The 16,662-nt window shown below is 65.6% G+C and carries 13 protein-coding genes; 7 read left to right on the top strand and 6 right to left on the bottom strand.

Going from position 1 to position 16,662, the window contains the following annotated elements; genetic code table 11:
• Nucleotides 1–930 carry a thiamine phosphate synthase gene (locus tag BA022_RS03630; protein ID WP_088886593.1) on the top strand — a complete coding sequence of 310 codons (930 nt, stop codon included), beginning with the start codon at nucleotides 1–3 and terminating at the stop codon, nucleotides 928–930.
• Between the two features lie 30 nt (nucleotides 931–960).
• On the opposite strand, the gene BA022_RS03625 is transcribed toward BA022_RS03630, so the two are convergent.
• Nucleotides 961–2,994: a type IV pilus assembly protein FimV gene (locus BA022_RS03625; RefSeq protein WP_088886592.1), complete on the bottom strand. Its 2,034-nt coding sequence runs from the start codon at nucleotides 2,992–2,994 to the stop codon at nucleotides 961–963.
• 76 nt (nucleotides 2,995–3,070) lie between these two features.
• Here BA022_RS03625 and BA022_RS03620 point away from each other — a divergent pair, with 76 nt between their 5' ends.
• The 6 genes from BA022_RS03620 (at nucleotide 3,071) to BA022_RS03595 (ending at nucleotide 9,869) form a co-directional block, all read left to right on the top strand.
• Entirely contained in the window at nucleotides 3,071–4,591 is a 1,521-nt protein-coding gene (locus BA022_RS03620; protein WP_088886591.1) for a 3-hydroxyacyl-CoA dehydrogenase, read from the top strand.
• A 22-nt stretch (nucleotides 4,592–4,613) separates the two neighbouring features.
• On the top strand, nucleotides 4,614–5,381 hold the full coding sequence (locus BA022_RS03615) for an oxepin-CoA hydrolase, alternative type (protein ID WP_088886590.1): 768 nt from the start codon (nucleotides 4,614–4,616) through the stop codon (nucleotides 5,379–5,381).
• A gap of 202 nt (nucleotides 5,382–5,583) precedes the next feature.
• Nucleotides 5,584–6,303 (top strand): Crp/Fnr family transcriptional regulator, encoded by a 720-nt coding sequence (locus tag BA022_RS03610; RefSeq protein ID WP_047351330.1) that lies wholly within the window; start codon nucleotides 5,584–5,586, stop codon nucleotides 6,301–6,303.
• 124 nt (nucleotides 6,304–6,427) lie between these two features.
• Nucleotides 6,428–7,513, top strand: a complete 1,086-nt coding sequence (locus BA022_RS03605) for a phosphotransferase (protein ID WP_088886589.1) — start codon at nucleotides 6,428–6,430, stop codon at nucleotides 7,511–7,513.
• Nucleotides 7,514–7,544: 31 nt separating this feature from the next.
• Entirely contained in the window at nucleotides 7,545–8,819 is a 1,275-nt protein-coding gene (locus BA022_RS03600) for an acyl-CoA dehydrogenase family protein (protein WP_015913454.1), read from the top strand.
• 237 nt (nucleotides 8,820–9,056) lie between these two features.
• Nucleotides 9,057–9,869 (top strand): IclR family transcriptional regulator, encoded by an 813-nt coding sequence (locus BA022_RS03595; RefSeq protein ID WP_011805040.1) that lies wholly within the window; start codon nucleotides 9,057–9,059, stop codon nucleotides 9,867–9,869.
• A gap of 71 nt (nucleotides 9,870–9,940) precedes the next feature.
• Here BA022_RS03595 and BA022_RS03590 read toward each other — a convergent pair whose 3' ends face one another.
• The 5 genes from BA022_RS03590 to ilvC form a co-directional block, all read right to left on the bottom strand.
• Nucleotides 9,941–11,023, bottom strand: a complete 1,083-nt coding sequence (locus tag BA022_RS03590) for a serine hydrolase (RefSeq protein WP_088886588.1) — start codon at nucleotides 11,021–11,023, stop codon at nucleotides 9,941–9,943.
• 114 nt (nucleotides 11,024–11,137) lie between these two features.
• Entirely contained in the window at nucleotides 11,138–12,676 is a 1,539-nt protein-coding gene (locus BA022_RS03585) for a 2-isopropylmalate synthase (protein WP_011805038.1), read from the bottom strand.
• 35 nt (nucleotides 12,677–12,711) lie between these two features.
• Nucleotides 12,712–14,385 (bottom strand): 2-isopropylmalate synthase, encoded by a 1,674-nt coding sequence (leuA, locus tag BA022_RS03580; protein ID WP_088886587.1) that lies wholly within the window; start codon nucleotides 14,383–14,385, stop codon nucleotides 12,712–12,714.
• A gap of 221 nt (nucleotides 14,386–14,606) precedes the next feature.
• Nucleotides 14,607–15,440 (bottom strand): CDP-diacylglycerol--serine O-phosphatidyltransferase, encoded by an 834-nt coding sequence (gene pssA, locus BA022_RS03575; protein WP_011805036.1) that lies wholly within the window; start codon nucleotides 15,438–15,440, stop codon nucleotides 14,607–14,609.
• Nucleotides 15,441–15,615: 175 nt separating this feature from the next.
• Nucleotides 15,616–16,632, bottom strand: coding sequence for a ketol-acid reductoisomerase (gene ilvC, locus BA022_RS03570; RefSeq protein ID WP_011805035.1), 1,017 nt, complete (start codon nucleotides 16,630–16,632; stop codon nucleotides 15,616–15,618).
• Nucleotides 16,633–16,662: the final 30 nt, after the last annotated feature.

Raw genomic sequence — 16,662 nt, 5'->3', positions numbered from 1 at the left:
ATGCCGCAAGCCGCCGCGCCATTGCCTTCTGCAGCCGCCATGGAGCAAGCCATCCGCCAGCACCATGCGTCGGCGTTTGCGGACTTCCCGCCCCAGCCGATGCCGGCGACAACCCTGGAAGACCCCGTGTACCGCGCAGCCCTTGCGGCCTGCAGCGCCCTGGGTTTCATCGCCCATGACGCAGACTGCCTGGCCCGTGCCTGGGCTGCGCAGACGCGGCGTACCGGCTGCTTCGACCCGGCGCAGTGGCCCGACGAGCCCGCAGACTTCGGACTGCAGCCGCGCCCCCATGCGCACCCCTTTGCAGCCTGCCCGCAGAACCTGGGTCTCTACGCCGTATTGCCCGATGCCCAATGGGTGGGCCGCATGGCGCAGGCCGGCGTGCCGACGGTGCAGCTGCGCTTCAAAAGTGACGACCCTGCGGCCATCACACGCGAGGTACGCGCCGCAGTGCAGGCCGTGCAAGGCACCGCTTCGCTGCTGTTCATCAACGACCATTGGCGCCAGGCCATCGCGGCCGGGGCCTATGGCGTGCACCTGGGCCAGGAGGATCTGGATGCGCTGGGCCCCGAAGAGCTGCGCACGCTGCGCGAGTCCGAGGTGCGCCTGGGCGTGAGCACGCATGGCTACGCCGAGATGGTGCGCGCCGACGCGGCCAGCCCCAGCTACATCGCCATGGGCGCGGTGTTCCCCACCACGCTCAAGAAAATGGCCACAGTGCCCCAGGGCGTGGCGCGGCTGGCGGGCTATGCCCGGCTGATGCGCGGCTATCCGCTGGTTGCCATCGGCGGCATTGGCCTGGCCCAGTTCCCGCAAGTGCTGGCCACCGGAGTGGGGTCGATCGCCGTGGTGCGCGCCGTGGTGGCGGCCGATCAGCCGGAAACCGCTGCGGCGCAGCTCATGCGGGCCATGGACGCCGGCAGGCGATAGCCCCGTCCGCGCACGGGGGGCGTTCGCGCTTCAGAAGCGGTTCTTTTGCGACTGCTCCAGTTCGAAGCGCAACTCCAGCTTGTCGTTTTCCATACCAAAACCCACGGCCTGCCCTTGCGCGGGCGCCGGGGTGACGGGCACGGGCGGCAGATCGCTGAGGGTGATGTGAGGCGGCCCGGACACGTCCACGTCCACCGCGGCGGCGCAAGTGGATGCTGGCGAGCCGTCATCCACCGGCAGCAGCGCCAGGCCGGCCGCCATCGAGTCCAGCGACCGGCCCGTCCCATCCTGCGCGCCCATCGGGTGGAGCGCTGGCGTGGCACGCGGAGTGGTGCGCGCGCGGGGCGGCGGCGCACCGCGCAAATGTGCGGGCGTGGTCTGGGCGATGGACAGCAGCAGCAGCAGATCGTCCAGCGCCGCCAGGTCGAAGGGCCCCTCGCCCTGCGTCTGTCCCCGGTGAAATAAGAGGCCTTCCAGCACGGCCAGCACCTCGGGCGAGGACCACGCCGCCTCGACCCGTGCCAGCGCCTCGGGATGCTCTTCCAGGCTCCGGCCCAGTTGCTGGAACTGCGCAAATGGAGGCACGCGTACGTTGAACCGCTCCTCGACCTGCGCACGCAGGCCGTCGAAGCTGTCGGTTCGCCCCAGTTGGTGGTACAGGCGCAGTAGTTCGAGATGCGCCAGCGGCGAGTCTTCACCGTGCTGCGCGATGTATTGGCGCAGCACATGGATCGCCTGCTCGTGCTCGCCCACCGAGGTGAAAAATTCGGCCTGCTGTTGCAGATCGAACAGCGACTCGGGCTGCACACCGGACTGGGCCCTTGCCTGCAAGGGCTCCACAGCCGGCGCCGCCACCGCGGGGCCTGGAGCTGCCGCGGGGGCGCTCACTGGCGCGGCGGTAGGCGCGAGCGGAAGCGGCCCACTGTCCGGCCCTTGCGGCGGCGGCGCCGTCGGCTGCCAGACATCGCGCGCATCCGGCTCCACCTGCAGCCGGAGCTTGCCGTCAGGGCCTTCCGCGGCCACGGCCCCGTCCCGCAGGCCACCGCTGAGTGCCACCGAGTCACGCCATGCCTGCAGCGCCTCGCGCCGCGTGCGGCGCAGCAGCCAGGCAATGCAGACCAGCGCGAGCACCAGCAGCCCCGCGAGCATGTACACCACGGTCGCGGGGAACCCCTGCGACTCCACCTGCGCCAGGCGCTCGCGCAGCTCAGCCGCCGTTGCGCGCTCGCGCTCCACCAGCTGGCCCTGCGCGGCCGCATCAGCCTCGAGCCTCTTGAGCCGCTCTTCAAACCGCTGTGTTTGGGCCGTCGAAGTGTCCAGCGCCTGCCACCACGCGGCCGACTCCGCACGCAAGGCCTCGCTGGGGCGCGGCGACATCTGGGGCGGCTCGCGCGTGAGCTGCAGCGCGGACACATTGTCAGGACCCAAATCCAGGGGTTCCATTACCAGGCGGGAGGGAGCCGCCGCAGCCGCGGGCGGCGAGACTTTGGCGCTGGTGCGCAGCGTCGTGGCGGTCTTAGCTGCCCGCTCGGCCGGGGCATGCGTGGACGCCGCGGGAACACGCGGCTGCGCACGAGGCCGCCGGACCGTGCGTGCGTCCTCCCCCTCGCCGCCCAATGCATTCCGCACTTGCGGCGTAGCGCGTGGTGCGGGCACCGCCAGGCGCGACAGATCGATGGGCTGCCGTGCCGCTGGGGGTGCAGTGCCGGGCGGGTCTGCCAGGAACGTGTAGGTGCGCGACACACGCCCTTCGCAGCCGGCGGTGAGCGTGGCAGTCAGCACCGGCTCATCCACGGGAATGAGCGCCTGCACGCGCACCATCGGAATGGCGCCTCCTTCCAGGGGAGTGACATGCACACGCGTTTCGGGGACAGTGGTTGCGCCTAAGACCAGCCGCGCCCCGAGGCAGGAAGACGCGACGGTCTTGCCGGGATCGGGCCGTACCTCGAAGGTGAGATCGATCGTGGACCCCAGAACCACTGTGCCGTGGCTGCCGCCAAGCGAAAGCGCGCTGGCCCCAAACGCTGCGGCATAGATCCAGGCGCCGACAAGTAGGTTACGCATAAACACAGTGGTTTCAATTTGTTTATAAATTTTGCCATAACCCTGCCGCATCCGATAGCGCTAGATAATTGCCGCCATGCAAACGGACTTCACTTCAATCGGCATCGTGGGCACTGGCGCCATGGGCCGCGGCATCGCGCAGATCGCCGCCCAGGCAGGCAGCATGGTCTACCTCTACGACACCCATGGCGGCGCCGCCGACGCCGCCCGCACCCACATCCACCAGCAGTGGCAGCGTCTGGTGGACAAGGGTCGGCTGGACGAGAGCCTGTTGCCGGCTCTGGTGCAGCGGCTGGTTCCCGTCACGTCGCTGCACGACTTCGCGGCTTGCGAATTGGTGGTGGAAGCCATCGTCGAGCGACTGGATGCCAAGCAGGAACTGCTCAAACAGCTCGAAGCCATCGTCTCGCCCGAAGCCGTGCTGGCCAGCAACACGTCATCGCTGTCCATCACCGCCGTGGCCGCACCGCTGCAGCGGCCGCAGCGCGTGGCAGGCTTTCACTTCTTCAACCCGGTGCCGCTGATGAAGGTGGTCGAGGTCGTGGCCGGCCTGCGCACGGACCCCCATGTCTGCACCCGCTTGGCCGGCTATGCGCGCGCCATGGGCCACACCCCGGTGATGGCGCAGGACACGCCGGGCTTCATCGTCAACCACGCAGGGCGGGGCTACGGCACCGAGGCGCTGCGCATCGTGAGCGAGGGCGTGGCCGATTTCGCCACCGTGGACCGCATCCTGCGCGACCAGGTGGGCTTCAAGCTCGGCCCCTTCGAGTTGCTGGACCTCACCGCGCTCGATGTGTCGCACCCGGTCATGGAGTCGATCTACCGCCAGTACTACGACGAGCCGCGCTTTCGCCCCAGCGTGATCACGGCGCAGCGCTTGAGCGGCGGCCTGCTGGGTCGCAAGTCCGGCGAGGGCTTTTACCGCTACGTGGACGGTGCGCCCGAGCTGCCGGTCGAGCCGCCGGTGCCCGAGGTATCGGGCCTCCCGCCGGTCTGGGTCTCCACGCGCGCCGCCCGCCGCGCCGAGCTGTACCAGTTGCTCAAGGACCTGGGGGCAACGATCGAGACGGGCACCTCGCCCTCGGCCCAGGCGCTCACGCTGGTCGCGCCACTCGGCTTTGACGTGACCACCGTGGCCGTGGTGGAGCGCCTGGACCCCGCACGCACCATCGGCATCGACATGCTGATCGACGACGCGGCCACCCGCCGGCGCGTGCTGGCGACCAACCCCGCCACACGCGAAGACATGCGCGACGCCGCGCACGCGCTGTTCGCGCGCGACGGCAAGCCAGTGAGCGTGATCCGCGACAGCGGCGGCTTCGTCACACAGCGCGTCGTGGCCAACATCGTCAACATCGCCGCGGACATCTGCCAGCAGCGCATCTGCAGCCCCAAGGACCTGGAGACCGCCGTGACCCTGGGCCTGGGCTACCCGCTGGGCCCGCTGGCCATGGGCGACCGCTGGGGCCCCACCAACATCCTGGAAGTGCTCTTCAACATGCAGACCGTGTACGGCGACCCACGCTACCGCCCCAGCCCCTGGCTGCGCCGGCGCGGCGCCATCGGCCTGAGCCTGACGCACGAAGAACCCTGACCTTGCAACCACCCGCGCCGCCATGCCCGCCGAACTGCAAAGCACCAGCCAGGGCCAGACCCTGGTCCTGACCCTTCGCCACCCCGAGCTGCGCAATGCCCTGGAGCCGGCCATCTGCGCGGCGGGCATCGAAGCCCTGAACGTGGCGGAGCGCAATCCCGATGTGCGCTGCGTGGTCATCACGGGCGCGGACGGCCTGTTCAGCGCCGGCAGCAGCCCCCAGCGGCTGCAGGCGTTGCGGCATCAGAGCGCGCCAGCGCAGGTGCATGGCCTGGATCTGCTGCACCACTGGATCGAGGCGATACGCACCCATCCCAAGCCCGTGATCGCCGCCGTGGAGGGTGAAGCCAAGGGCGCGGGGTTTTCACTCGCGCTGGCATGCGACCTGATGGTGGCCGCGCGCAACGCGGTGTTTGCCATGAACCATGTCCACGCGGGCCTGTCGCCCGATGGCGGCGCCAGCTGGAACCTGGCGCAAATGCTGCCCCGCGCGCTGGCGCATGAGATCCTGATGTGCGGCGACCGCATCGACGCCGCACGGCTGCAGTCCCTGGGCATGGTCAACCGGCTGGCCGATCCCGGCCGCGCCCTGCATGAGGCGCTGGCGCTGGCCCAGCGCCTGAACGATGGCCCGCCCCATGCGCTGGCGAGCATCAAGGAACTGGTGAGCGAGGCGCGGCACCACAGCTTCACCGAACAGCTCGCGCTGGAACGCAGCCACTTCGTGCGCAACCTCCAGCATGCCCCGGCGGGCGAAACCCGGGCGGCTTCTGCCGACCCACGCGCTTAAAGCTACTATTTTTATAGCTGCTAACGCTTGAAGGTCAAGCGTCGGCGGCTTGTCTCATTCAAACCCTTCCATGACATTGCTGGCTCCGCGGCAGCGGCGCCAGCACGCGCTCGCCCGCGGACGCCCATGTGACAGCCCGCTCCCCGCGCCCCGGTCCCTCACGCGACAATGGACTGCAACCCAGTCACGCAAACGACAGACCATGGACGATCCGATTCTTACCATCGATGAACGCGAGGCGATCAACTCAGGTCGCTGGTTTTCTTCCCTCTCCCCTTCTTTGCGCCACGACATACTGCGATGCTCCTACGTCAAACGCTTCAAGGATGGCGCACTCATCGCAGCACGCGGCGACCCGCCCGAGGAATGGATTGCCTGCGCACGCGGCGCCGTGCGCGTGAGCTCCACCTCGATCTCCGGCAAGCAGATCACGCTGACCTATGTGGAGCCGGGCATCTGGTTCGGCGACGTGGCGATCTTCGACGGGGACCGGCGCACGCACGATGCCTACGCCCATGGCGACACCACCATCCTGTGCGTGGCGCGGGCCGACTTCAAGAAGATCCTTGCACAGCACTCGGAACTGTACGAGGCCATGCTGCGGCTGCATGCGCGGCGCATCCGGCAGCTGTTCGGGCTGGTGGAAGACCTCAACACCCTGCCCCTGCGCTCGCGGCTGGCCAAGCAGTTGCTGCACCTGGTGCGCAGCTATGGCGTGCCCAGCCTGTCCGACGGCAACGAAGTGCGCATCAGCCTGCAACTGGCCCAGGAAGAACTGGCGCAGTTGCTGGGCGCGTCGCGCCAGCGCGTGAACCAGGAGCTGAAGGCCATGGAGCGCGAGGACGCCATCCGCATCGAGCCCGGCGGCCTCGTGATACGCGACCGGGATGCGCTGATGCGCATCTCCGAAGCCAACCAATGAGCCAAGTTTACAAAAACCATAGCTTCCAGCGCTTGTCCCGCAATGGTTTCTATGTGAAAAGCCTTTGAATTCCATAGCTGACAAGCGCAAGCAGCTCACTTTTTTGAAAGAACCCTCCATCCCCATGAGCAACTTCGAGCACTTCATCGGCACACGCCCCGTCTCCGAGCAGCATGCCTTCGACACCAACGCGCTCACTGCCTGGCTGTCGCAGCATGTGGAAGGGTTTGCCGGACCGCTGACGGTGGAGATGTTCAAAGGCGGCCAGTCCAACCCCACCTACAAGCTCGTGACCCCCACGCGCAGCTATGTGATGCGCGCCAAGCCCGGCCCCGTGGCCAAGCTGCTGCCGTCGGCACACGCCATCGAGCGCGAATACGCGGTCATGCGCGGGCTCGCCGGCACCGACGTGCCCGTGCCGCGCATGATTGCGCTGTGCGAGGACGAGTCCGTCATCGGGCGCGCGTTTTATCTGATGGAGTTCATGCAAGGCCGCGTGCTGTGGGACCAGTCGCTGCCCGGCATGCAGCCGGCCGAACGCGCGACGATCTACGACGAGATGAACCGCGTGATCGCCGCCCTGCACCGGGTGGACTTCACGGCGCGCGGCCTGGCGGACTACGGCAAGCCGGGCAATTACTTCGAACGCCAGATCTCGCGCTGGAGCAAGCAGTACACCGCCTCGGTCACCCAGCCCATCGCCGAGATGGACGCACTGATGCAATGGCTGCCCGCGCACATGCCCGACAGCGCGCGCGACGCAACCCGCGTGTCCATCGTGCATGGCGACTATCGGCTGGACAACCTCGTGTTTCACCCCACCGAGCCACGTGTGATCGCGGTGCTGGACTGGGAGCTGTCCACCCTGGGCCATCCGCTCGCGGACTTTGCCTACCACTGCATGAGCTGGCACATCCCCGCATCGCTGAGCCGGGGCATCGGCGGGCTGGACCTGGCGGCGCTGGGCATCCCGTGCGAGCGCGACTACATCCAGCGCTACTGCGAACGCACCGGCATCACCGACGTGGATGCGCTGCACCGGGACTGGAACTTCTACCTGGCCTACAACATGTTCCGCATCGCCGCCATCCTGCAAGGCATTGCCAAGCGCGTGGAGGCCGGCACGGCCGCCAGCGCACAGGCCAAGGCCGCTGGCGCCACCGCACGGCCCATGGCGCAGCTGGCCTGGTCCTTCGCGCAAAAGAGTTGATCCCCCTTCCCCACTGACGAGAAAGCACCCCATGGACTTCGATTACTCGCCCAAGACCAAGGAACTGCAGGCGCGCCTGATCCAGTTCATGGACGACCACATCTACCCCGCCGAGAAGGCCTATGCCGAGGAGATGGCGGCCAACACCGCCGCGGGCAGGCGCTGGACACCACTGCAAACCATCGAAAACCTGAAACCCAAGGCGCAGGCCGCGGGGCTGTGGAACCTGTTCCTGCCGGTGGACACCGCCCAAGCATCGGGCTACGAAGGCGCCGGGTTGACCAACGCCGAGTACGCGCCGCTGGCGGAGATCATGGGCCGCGTGCTGTGGTCGAGCGAAGTGTTCAACTGCTCGGCCCCCGACACGGGCAACATGGAGACCATCGCGCGTTATGGGTCCGAGGCCATCAAGGCCCAGTGGCTCAAGCCGCTGCTGGAAGGGCGCATGCGCTCGGCCTTTGCCATGACCGAGCCCGATGTCGCCTCCAGCGACGCCACCAACATCGAAACGCGCATCGAGCGCCAGGGCGACCATTACGTGATCAATGGGCGCAAGTGGTGGACCAGCGGCGCCAACGACCCGCGCTGCAAGGTGTTCATCACCATGGGCAAGACCGACCCCGAGGCGCCCAAGCACTCGCAACAAAGCATGATCGTGGTGCCAGCCGATACGCCAGGCATCACGGTGGTGCGTGCACTCAACGTGTTCGGTTATGACGATGCGCCGCACGGCCACGCCGAAGTCCTCTTCGAGAACGTGCGCGTGCCGGTGGACAACATCCTGCTGGGCGAAGGCCGTGGGTTCGAGATCGCCCAGGGACGCCTGGGCCCCGGGCGCATCCACCACTGCATGCGCCTGATCGGCCAGGCCGAGCGCGCGCTGGAACTAATGTGCCGCCGCGCCAGCAGCCGGGTGGCCTTCGGCAAGACGCTGGCACAACAGAGCGTGACCCAGGAACGCATTGCCGAAGCCCGCTGCAAGATCGACATGGCGCGCCTGCTCACGCTCAAGGCCGCCTGGATGATGGACACCGTGGGCAATAAGGTCGCCAAGACCGAGATCGCCATGATCAAGGTCGTCGCCCCCAGCATGGCCTGCCAGGTGATCGACTGGGCCATGCAGGTGCATGGCGGCGGCGGCGTGAGCGACGATTTCCCGCTGGCCTACGCCTATGCCAACGCGCGCACCCTGCGCTTCGCCGACGGCCCGGATGAGGTGCACCGCAACGCCATCGCCAAATGGGAACTGGGCAAATACGGCACCTACGGGCGCGGTGCGGCCCAACCGGTCACCCGCGGCGCTTGAGCGCAGCGGGACCTTGCTCCGCAGTTGAAGATCCGGTCCCGGCCTGGCCCATACCCATTGGGGTGGCTAGGCCGCAAGTTTTTATCAGCCTGCGTTCAAGTCTTCGCTGCGGCAGGTCCCTGCACGAGGCCTGGCGCCGCACTGAGGGAGGCACGGACCGGTCAGACAGCCAGTGCGTAAAAGCAGCGCGGCATTTCACAAGATAAAATCACCGGTTCCTTGGTTCTGCCCTGCCTCATGAAGAAACACTCGCCGGACGCGCCCGCCAAACCCAGTGTCCAGGTGCTGGAGCGCATGTTCCAGTTGATTGATGTACTCGCTTCGCGCGAGGAAGCCATCTCGCTGAAGGAGATCAGCGAGAAGACGGGCCTGCATCCGTCCACCACCCACCGCATCCTCAATGACCTGACCATCGGCCGTTTCGTGGACCGTCCTGAGTCGGGCAGCTACCGCCTGGGCATGCGCCTGTTGGAGCTGGGCAATCTGGTGAAGGGGCGCCTGAGCGTGCGCGACGCCGCCATGGCACCCATGCGGCAATTGCACAAGCAGATCCAGCAGCCGGTAAACCTCAGCGTGCGCCAGGGGGACGAGATCGTGTACGTGGAACGCGCCTACAGCGAGCGTTCGGGCATGCAGGTGGTGCGCGCCATTGGCGGCCACGCCCCGCTGCACCTCACCTCTACGGGCAAGCTCTTCCTTGCGGCCGACGATCCGCAGCGCGTGCGCGCGTACGCCACGCGTACCGGCCTGCCAGGCCACACGCGCAACAGCATCACCCAGTTGCCCATCCTGGAACGTGAACTGGGCAAGGCGCGCCAATACGGCATTGCGCGGGACAACGAGGAGTTGGAACTCGGGGTGCGCTGCATCGCGGCGGGGGTCTTTGACGACCAGGGCCAGCTCGTGGCAGGCCTGTCAATTTCCGCGCCCGCCGATCGACTGGATGACGGATGGCTGCCCAAACTCCAGTCCACCGCCGATGAAATTTCCCAGGCGCTGGGTTATACGGCGGGGCAGCGCACGGCCCTGGACGGCCCGCTCAAGACCTGAATGGCCTGACACCGGCCGTCCGGCGGGTGCGTCGCAAGACGCATGCGACCCGTGGCCGCAGTCAGCCGCGGCTAACCGTTGGTTCCTGCGTGCAGGATGGCGCCGGCGCTGGGGTGAGTCTTCTCGACCCAGGAGCGCACGCGCTCTGCGTCGCCCAGACGGCTGAACTTTCCTGCCGAATCGAGGAACACCATGATCAACTTGCGGCCCGCCACCTCCGCCTGCATCACCAGGCAGCGCCCCGCTTCCGAGATATAGCCGGTCTTCTGCAGGCCGATATCCCAGGAAGGGCTCTTCACCAGCCGGTTGGTGTTGTTGTACTGCAGGGTGCGCCGGCCAACGGCGACCTCGTGGCTTGGAGACGTGGAGAGTTCGCGCAGCAATGCGTCGCCATGCGCCACATTCACGAGCGTCGCCAGGTCGTGCGCGCTGGACTGGTTGCGGCTGGACAGGCCGGTGGGCTCGACAAAGCGCGTATCCGCCATGCCCAGCAGCTTCGCCTTGGCATTCATGCGCGCCACGAACGTATCCAGCCCGCCCGGGAAGGTGCGCCCCAGCGCATGGGCGGCGCGGTTCTCACTGGACATGAGTGCCAGGTGCAGCAGTTCACCGCGCGAGAGTGTCGTTCCCACCGCAAGCCGCGAGCCGCTGCCCTTTTCCGTATCCACATCGTCCTGCGTGATCGTGATGAGCTCGTCCATGGGCAAGTTCGCCTCGGAAACCAGCAAGCCAGTCATCAGCTTGGTCAACGAAGCGATGGGCAGCACGGCATGGTCATTCTTGCTGAGGAGAACTTCCTTCGTGTCCTGATCGATCACCAACGCCACGCTCGACTTCAGGTCCAGCGGATCGCTCACATCGTGCAGCCCTGCCAACTGCCCGAATGAGAGGCGCGCGGGCTCCGCGGCTACGCGCACGGGCGCACGGGCACTCACCGCAGACGCGCGCGCCGCCTTCACGGCCACGGTCCGGCGGGGCGCCTTGGCCGACGATTTAGCGGGGGTGCGTTTGGCTACGGTGGTGGACGCGGCTTTTTTTGCCACCGCCTTCTTGCGTTCGGCCGCATGCACGCCGGGCGAGGCCAGTGCGATGCCCATCACCAGAAGGGCCAATCCCTGAGAGATACGGGAGACGATGCGAGCGCGCATATGCATCAAATGCTCCAAGCAGCAAAAACTGTGTGGCAGTGTACAAAATCAAAAAAAGTCGCGCAAGATCAATGCCTTGCGCGACTCTTTTAGAAAGTGCCTGAATTATAGGATGCGGTATCAGCCCTGCGCTGCCACGCGCTCAGCTTTACTTTGTAATTTATTCAGGGCACTGAGGTAGGCCTTGGCCGATGCCACCACGATGTCGGGGTCGGCCCCTACGCCATTCACCACGCGGCCGGCGCTCTGCAACCGCACGGTGACTTCGCCCTGGCTTTCGGTGGAGCCACTGATGGCATTCACCGAGTACAGCACCATCTCGGCACCGCTGCGCACATGCGCCTCGATGGCCTTCATCGAGGCATCGACCGGGCCGTTGCCCTCCGAGGAGCTGCGGACTTCCTTGCCGTCCACGGTGAACACGATGGTCGCCTCGGGCCGCTCGCCCGTTTCGCTGTGCTGCGCCAGGGACACGAAGCCGAACTGCTCCTTCTCGCTGGTCACGCTTTCGTCGCTCACGAGTGCCAGGATGTCCTCGTCAAAGATCTCGCTCTTGCGGTCTGCGAGTTCCTTGAATTTGGCAAACGCCACGTTGATTTCGCCTTCGCTCTCCAACTGGACGCCCAGTTCCTGCAGACGTTGCTTGAACGCATTGCGGCCACTGAGTTTGCCCAGCACGATCTTGTTGGCGCTCCAGCCCACGTCCTCGGCGCGCATGATCTCGTACGTGTCGCGCGCCTTGAGCACGCCGTCCTGGTGGATGCCCGAGGCGTGGGCGAACGCATTGGCGCCCACCACGGCCTTGTTGGGCTGCACCACAAAGCCGGTGGTCTGGCTGACCATGCGGCTGGCGGCCACGATGTGCTGGGTATCGATGCCGACGTCCAGGCCGAAGTAGTCGCGCCGCGTCTTCACGGCCATCACCACCTCCTCCAGCGAACAGTTGCCCGCACGCTCTCCCAGGCCGTTGATGGTGCACTCCACCTGGCGTGCCCCGCCGATCTTCACACCCGCCAGCGAGTTGGCGACCGCCATGCCCAGATCGTTGTGGCAGTGCACGGACCAGATGGCCTTGTCACTGTTGGGAATGCGCTCGCGAAGGTTCTTGATGAAGTTGCCGTACAGCTCGGGAATGGCGTAACCCACGGTGTCGGGCACGTTGATGGTGGTGGCGCCCTCCGCGATCACCGTCTCGATCACGCGGCACAGGAAGTCCGGATCGCTGCGGTAGCCATCCTCGGGGCTGAATTCGATGTCCTCCACCAGGTTGCGTGCAAAACGCACCGCCTGCCTGGCTTGCTCCAGCACCTGCTCGGGCGTCATGCGCAGCTTCTTTTCCATGTGCAGCGCGCTGGTGGCGATGAATGTGTGGATGCGCGCGCGGTTTGCCTCTTTGAGCGCCTCGGCAGCACGTGCGATGTCCCGGTCGTTGGCACGTGCCAGCGAGCAGACCGTGGAGTCCTTCACTGCGCGCGCAATGGCCTGCACCGATTCGAAGTCGCCGTTGGAACTGGCGGCAAAACCCGCCTCGATCACATCCACACGCAGCCGCTCCAGTTGACGGGCAATGCGCAGCTTTTCATCGCGCGTCATGGAAGCTCCCGGCGACTGCTCGCCGTCGCGCAAGGTGGTGTCGAAAATGATGAGCTTGTCGGTCATGGATCGTCTCTTGAGGTCGTTGTGGGGATAGGGAATCAGGCAACCATCACCTGGGCTTGTATTTGCGGAGCACGCTGCAGCCCCGAAAGAATGGCACGGATCGAGGCTGACACGATATTGGCATCCATGCCCACCCCATATACGGTGTGGCGATCATCGATGCGCATCTCGACATAGGCCACGGCCTTGGCGTGGGCGCCCTCGCTGATGGCATGTTCGTTGTAGTCCAGCACGCGCACATCGCAGTCCAGCGCAGCGGCCACGGCCTGCACGAATGCGTCGATCGGGCCTGTGCCTTCGCCTTCAATCTGCAGCGTCTGGCCTTGCCAGGGCAGTTGTCCGCGCAATGCAACCGTGCCGTTTTCGCCTTCCATACGGTATACCGGCGTTGCTGCCTCGTCCAGATGGTATTCGCGCTCGAACAAACTCCACAGATCGGCGGCCGTGAGCTCCTTGCCGCTGGCGTCCATTGCGCGCTGCACTGCCTGGCTGAACTCGATCTGCAAGCGCCGCGGCAGTTGCACGCCGTATTCACTCTCCAACAGATACGCGATGCCACCCTTGCCGGACTGGCTGTTGACGCGAATGATGGCTTCATAACTGCGCCCCAGATCCTTGGGATCGATCGGCAGGTAGGGCATCTCCCAGATGTCGCCCTCGCGCCGGGCGGCAAATGCTTTCTTGATGGCGTCCTGATGCGAACCGGAGAACGAGGTATAGACCAGATCGCCCACGTACGGATGGCGCGGGTGCACGGGTAACTGGTTGCAATACTCCACGGTGCTGCGGATGCCGTCGATGTCCGAAAAGTCCAGCCCCGGATGCACGCCTTGCGTGTACATGTTGAGGGCCACGTTCACCACGTCCAGGTTACCCGTACGTTCGCCGTTGCCGAAGAGGCAGCCCTCCAGGCGGTCGGCGCCCGCCATCAAGGCCAGCTCCGCCGTTGCCGTGCCGGTGCCGCGGTCGTTGTGCGGGTGCACCGACAGCACCACGCAGTCGCGGCGCTGGATGTGGCGGTGCGTCCACTCGACCATGTCCGCGAAGATGTTCGGCGTGGAATGCTCCACCGTGGTCGGCAGATTGATGATGCACTTCTTCTGGGGTGTCGGCTGCCACACGTCGGTCACCGCATCGATCACACGCTTGGAAAACTCCAGTTCGGTGTCCGAGTACATCTCAGGCGAATACTGGAACGTCCAGTCGGTAAGGGGGTACTGGGCAGCAATGTCCTTGAACATCTGCGCGTTGCCACGCGCCAGTTCCACGATTTCGTCCTCGCTCATGTCCAGCACCACGCGGCGCATCACAGGCGCGGTGGCGTTATAGAGGTGGACGATGGCGCGGGGCGCGCCTTCCAGTGCCTCAAACGTGCGACGGATCAGATGATCACGCGCCTGGGTCAGCACCTGAATGGTCACGTCGTCAGGAATGCGGTCTTCCTCGATGAGCTTGCGCACGAAGTCGAACTCGACCTGGGAGGCCGACGGGAAGCCCACCTCGATCTCCTTGAATCCGATCTTCACCAGTTGCTCGAACATGCGCGTCTTGCGCGCGATATCCATGGGCTCGATCAACGCCTGGTTGCCGTCGCGCAGGTCCACACTGCACCAGATGGGCGCGCGGTCGATCACCGCGTCGGGCCAGGTGCGGTCCGTCAGGCGCACGGGGGCAAAGGGACGGTATTTGGCGGCGGGGTTCTGCAGCATCGGAATTCTCTCTTTCGTGGAACAAGGTAGGTGTCTGACCTGTGCTCCAGCGACCCCGGAAAAACAAAAACGGCCCGTCGCTGGTGCTCACGGGCCGTGGGAAGTAGGTGTGTACGCGCGCGCTACTATGCCTGCCCGAGGGACAAGTTCAGTAGTAGTGCTAGCGACAGGAAATGCATGCGAACGACTCTAGCACAAAAAACCCACGGCGACACGCAGGGCTACTCGTGCAACCCGCGCTCCTCGGGCTCGTCCTTGGAGGTGCTGATCACGCTGGCCCGATACCCCTTGGCGCGCCGCCATGCATACACGCCGTAGCCGCTCAATCCATAAGCCACGAAAATGCTGAACAGCACCGTGGGCGCATGGATGTTGATGATGGCGATCCCCAGCACGATGAGCACAATGGCCGTAAAGGGCACGCTGCGCTTGAGGTGCAGGTCCTTGAAGCTGTAGAACGGCGCATTGGTCACCATGGTGAGCCCGGCGTACAGCGTCAGCCCGAACATCACCCAGGTGAGCTGGCTCCAGGTCAGCAGGCCGTCCTGCCCACGCTGCACACCCGCGTCGGACAGCAGCCAGATGAAGCCCGTCACCAGCGCCGCCGCGGCCGGAGATGGAAGCCCCTGGAACCAGCGCTTGTCCACGGTGCCGGTGTTGACGTTGAAGCGCGCCAGCCGCAGGGCAGCGCATGAACAGTAGACGAAGGCCGCGATCCAGCCCCAGCGCCCCAGGCCGCTGAGGGCCCACTCGTAGGCGATCAGTGCAGGCGCCACGCCGAAGGACACCATGTCCGACAGCGAATCCATCTGCTCGCCGAACGCGCTTTGCGTGTTGGTCATGCGCGCCACGCGGCCATCCAGGCTGTCCAGCACCATGGCGCAGAACACTCCCACCGCCGCATAGTCGAAGCGGCCATTCATGGCCATGACAATGGCGTAGAACCCGCCAAACAACGCTGCCAGCGTGAACAGGTTGGGCAGGATGTAGATGCCCTTGCGGCGCTTGCGCACCATCACGCCCGTGTTTTCGGCGGCGTCGTTGCCATCATGCATTCAATCGACCTCCAGCGCCCATCCAGCAAGCGCCAACAGCTATTAAATCAATAGTATTTTTATTCCGCACACGCGTGCGGAAAAGGACGCAGTGTAGCCGCTGCCCCGCACGCAAAAAAGGCCACCGGGGTGGCCTTGGGGAAAGACGCCAGCGCGGCCCGGCCGCGCTCGCGCATCAGTTGCGCGTCTGGTCCACCAGCTTGTTCTTGGCGATCCAGGGCATCATCGCACGCAGTTGGGCACCCACCACTTCGATGCTGTGGTCGGCGGTGTTGCGGCGGCGGGCCGTCATGCTCGGGTAGTTCAGGCGGCCTTCCTGGATGAACATCTTGGCGTAGTCGCCGTTCTGGATGCGCTTCAAGGCATTGCGCATGGCGGCGCGCGACTGCTCGTTGATCACTTCAGGGCCGGTCACATACTCGCCGAACTCGGCGTTGTTCGAGATCGAGTAGTTCATGTTGGCGATGCCGCCTTCGTAGATCAGGTCCACGATGAGCTTGAGTTCGTGCAGGCACTCGAAGTAGGCCATCTCGGGGGCGTAGCCGGCTTCCACCAGCGTCTCGTAGCCCATCTTGATCAGCTCGACAGCGCCACCGCACAGCACGGCCTGCTCGCCGAACAGGTCGGTCTCGGTCTCTTCCTTGAAGTTGGTCTCGATGATGCCGGCCTTGCCGCCGCCATTGGCCATGGCGTAGGACAGCGCCAGGTCACGCGCCTTGCCGGACTTGTCCTGGTGCACGGCCACCAGGTGGGGCACGCCGCCGCCCTGGGTGTAGGTGTTGCGCACGGTGTGGCCGGGGGCCTTGGGCGCCACCATCCACACATCCAGATCGGCGCGGGGCACGACCTGGTTGTAGTGCACGTTGAAGCCGTGGGCGAAGGCCAGCGAGGCGCCCTGCTTGATGTGGGGCTCGACGTTGTTCTTGTAGACCTCGGCGATCTGCTCGTCGGGCAGCAGGATCATGACGACGTCGGCTTCCTTCACGGCGTCGTTCACTTCCTTGACCGTCAGGCCGGCCTTGCCGACCTTGTCCCACGAAGCGCCACCCTTGCGCAAGCCGACCACGACCTTCACGCCGCTGTCGTTGAGGTTTTGGGCATGGGCGTGGCCTTGGCTGCCATAGCCGATGATGGCCACGGTCTTGCCCTTGATGAGGCTCAGATCACAGTCTTTGTCGTAGAAAACTTTCATGGTCGCTCCGGTTGGGATTCTGTTCAGGGG

It is taken from the genome of Diaphorobacter nitroreducens (genome assembly GCF_002214645.1).
In the GTDB taxonomy this organism is placed as follows: domain Bacteria; phylum Pseudomonadota; class Gammaproteobacteria; order Burkholderiales; family Burkholderiaceae_C; genus Diaphorobacter; species Diaphorobacter nitroreducens.
The sequence above is the reverse complement of the archived record's forward strand: the minus strand, read 5'-3'. Positions and strand labels throughout refer to the sequence as shown.

Excerpts from the sequence above, each read along its gene's own strand:
- BA022_RS03630 (WP_088886593.1), top strand. The coding sequence starts at position 1 with ATGCCGCAAGCCGCCGCGCCATTGCCTTCTGCAGCCGCCATGGAGCAA.
- BA022_RS03625 (WP_088886592.1), bottom strand. The coding sequence starts at position 2,994 with ATGCGTAACCTACTTGTCGGCGCCTGGATCTATGCCGCAGCGTTTGGG.
- BA022_RS03620 (WP_088886591.1), top strand. The coding sequence starts at position 3,071 with ATGCAAACGGACTTCACTTCAATCGGCATCGTGGGCACTGGCGCCATG.
- BA022_RS03615 (WP_088886590.1), top strand. The coding sequence starts at position 4,614 with ATGCCCGCCGAACTGCAAAGCACCAGCCAGGGCCAGACCCTGGTCCTG.
- BA022_RS03610 (WP_047351330.1), top strand. The coding sequence starts at position 5,584 with ATGGACGATCCGATTCTTACCATCGATGAACGCGAGGCGATCAACTCA.
- BA022_RS03605 (WP_088886589.1), top strand. The coding sequence starts at position 6,428 with ATGAGCAACTTCGAGCACTTCATCGGCACACGCCCCGTCTCCGAGCAG.
- BA022_RS03600 (WP_015913454.1), top strand. The coding sequence starts at position 7,545 with ATGGACTTCGATTACTCGCCCAAGACCAAGGAACTGCAGGCGCGCCTG.
- BA022_RS03595 (WP_011805040.1), top strand. The coding sequence starts at position 9,057 with ATGAAGAAACACTCGCCGGACGCGCCCGCCAAACCCAGTGTCCAGGTG.
- BA022_RS03590 (WP_088886588.1), bottom strand. The coding sequence starts at position 11,023 with ATGCATATGCGCGCTCGCATCGTCTCCCGTATCTCTCAGGGATTGGCC.
- BA022_RS03585 (WP_011805038.1), bottom strand. The coding sequence starts at position 12,676 with ATGACCGACAAGCTCATCATTTTCGACACCACCTTGCGCGACGGCGAG.
- leuA (WP_088886587.1), bottom strand. The coding sequence starts at position 14,385 with ATGCTGCAGAACCCCGCCGCCAAATACCGTCCCTTTGCCCCCGTGCGC.
- pssA (WP_011805036.1), bottom strand. The coding sequence starts at position 15,440 with ATGCATGATGGCAACGACGCCGCCGAAAACACGGGCGTGATGGTGCGC.
- ilvC (WP_011805035.1), bottom strand. The coding sequence starts at position 16,632 with ATGAAAGTTTTCTACGACAAAGACTGTGATCTGAGCCTCATCAAGGGC.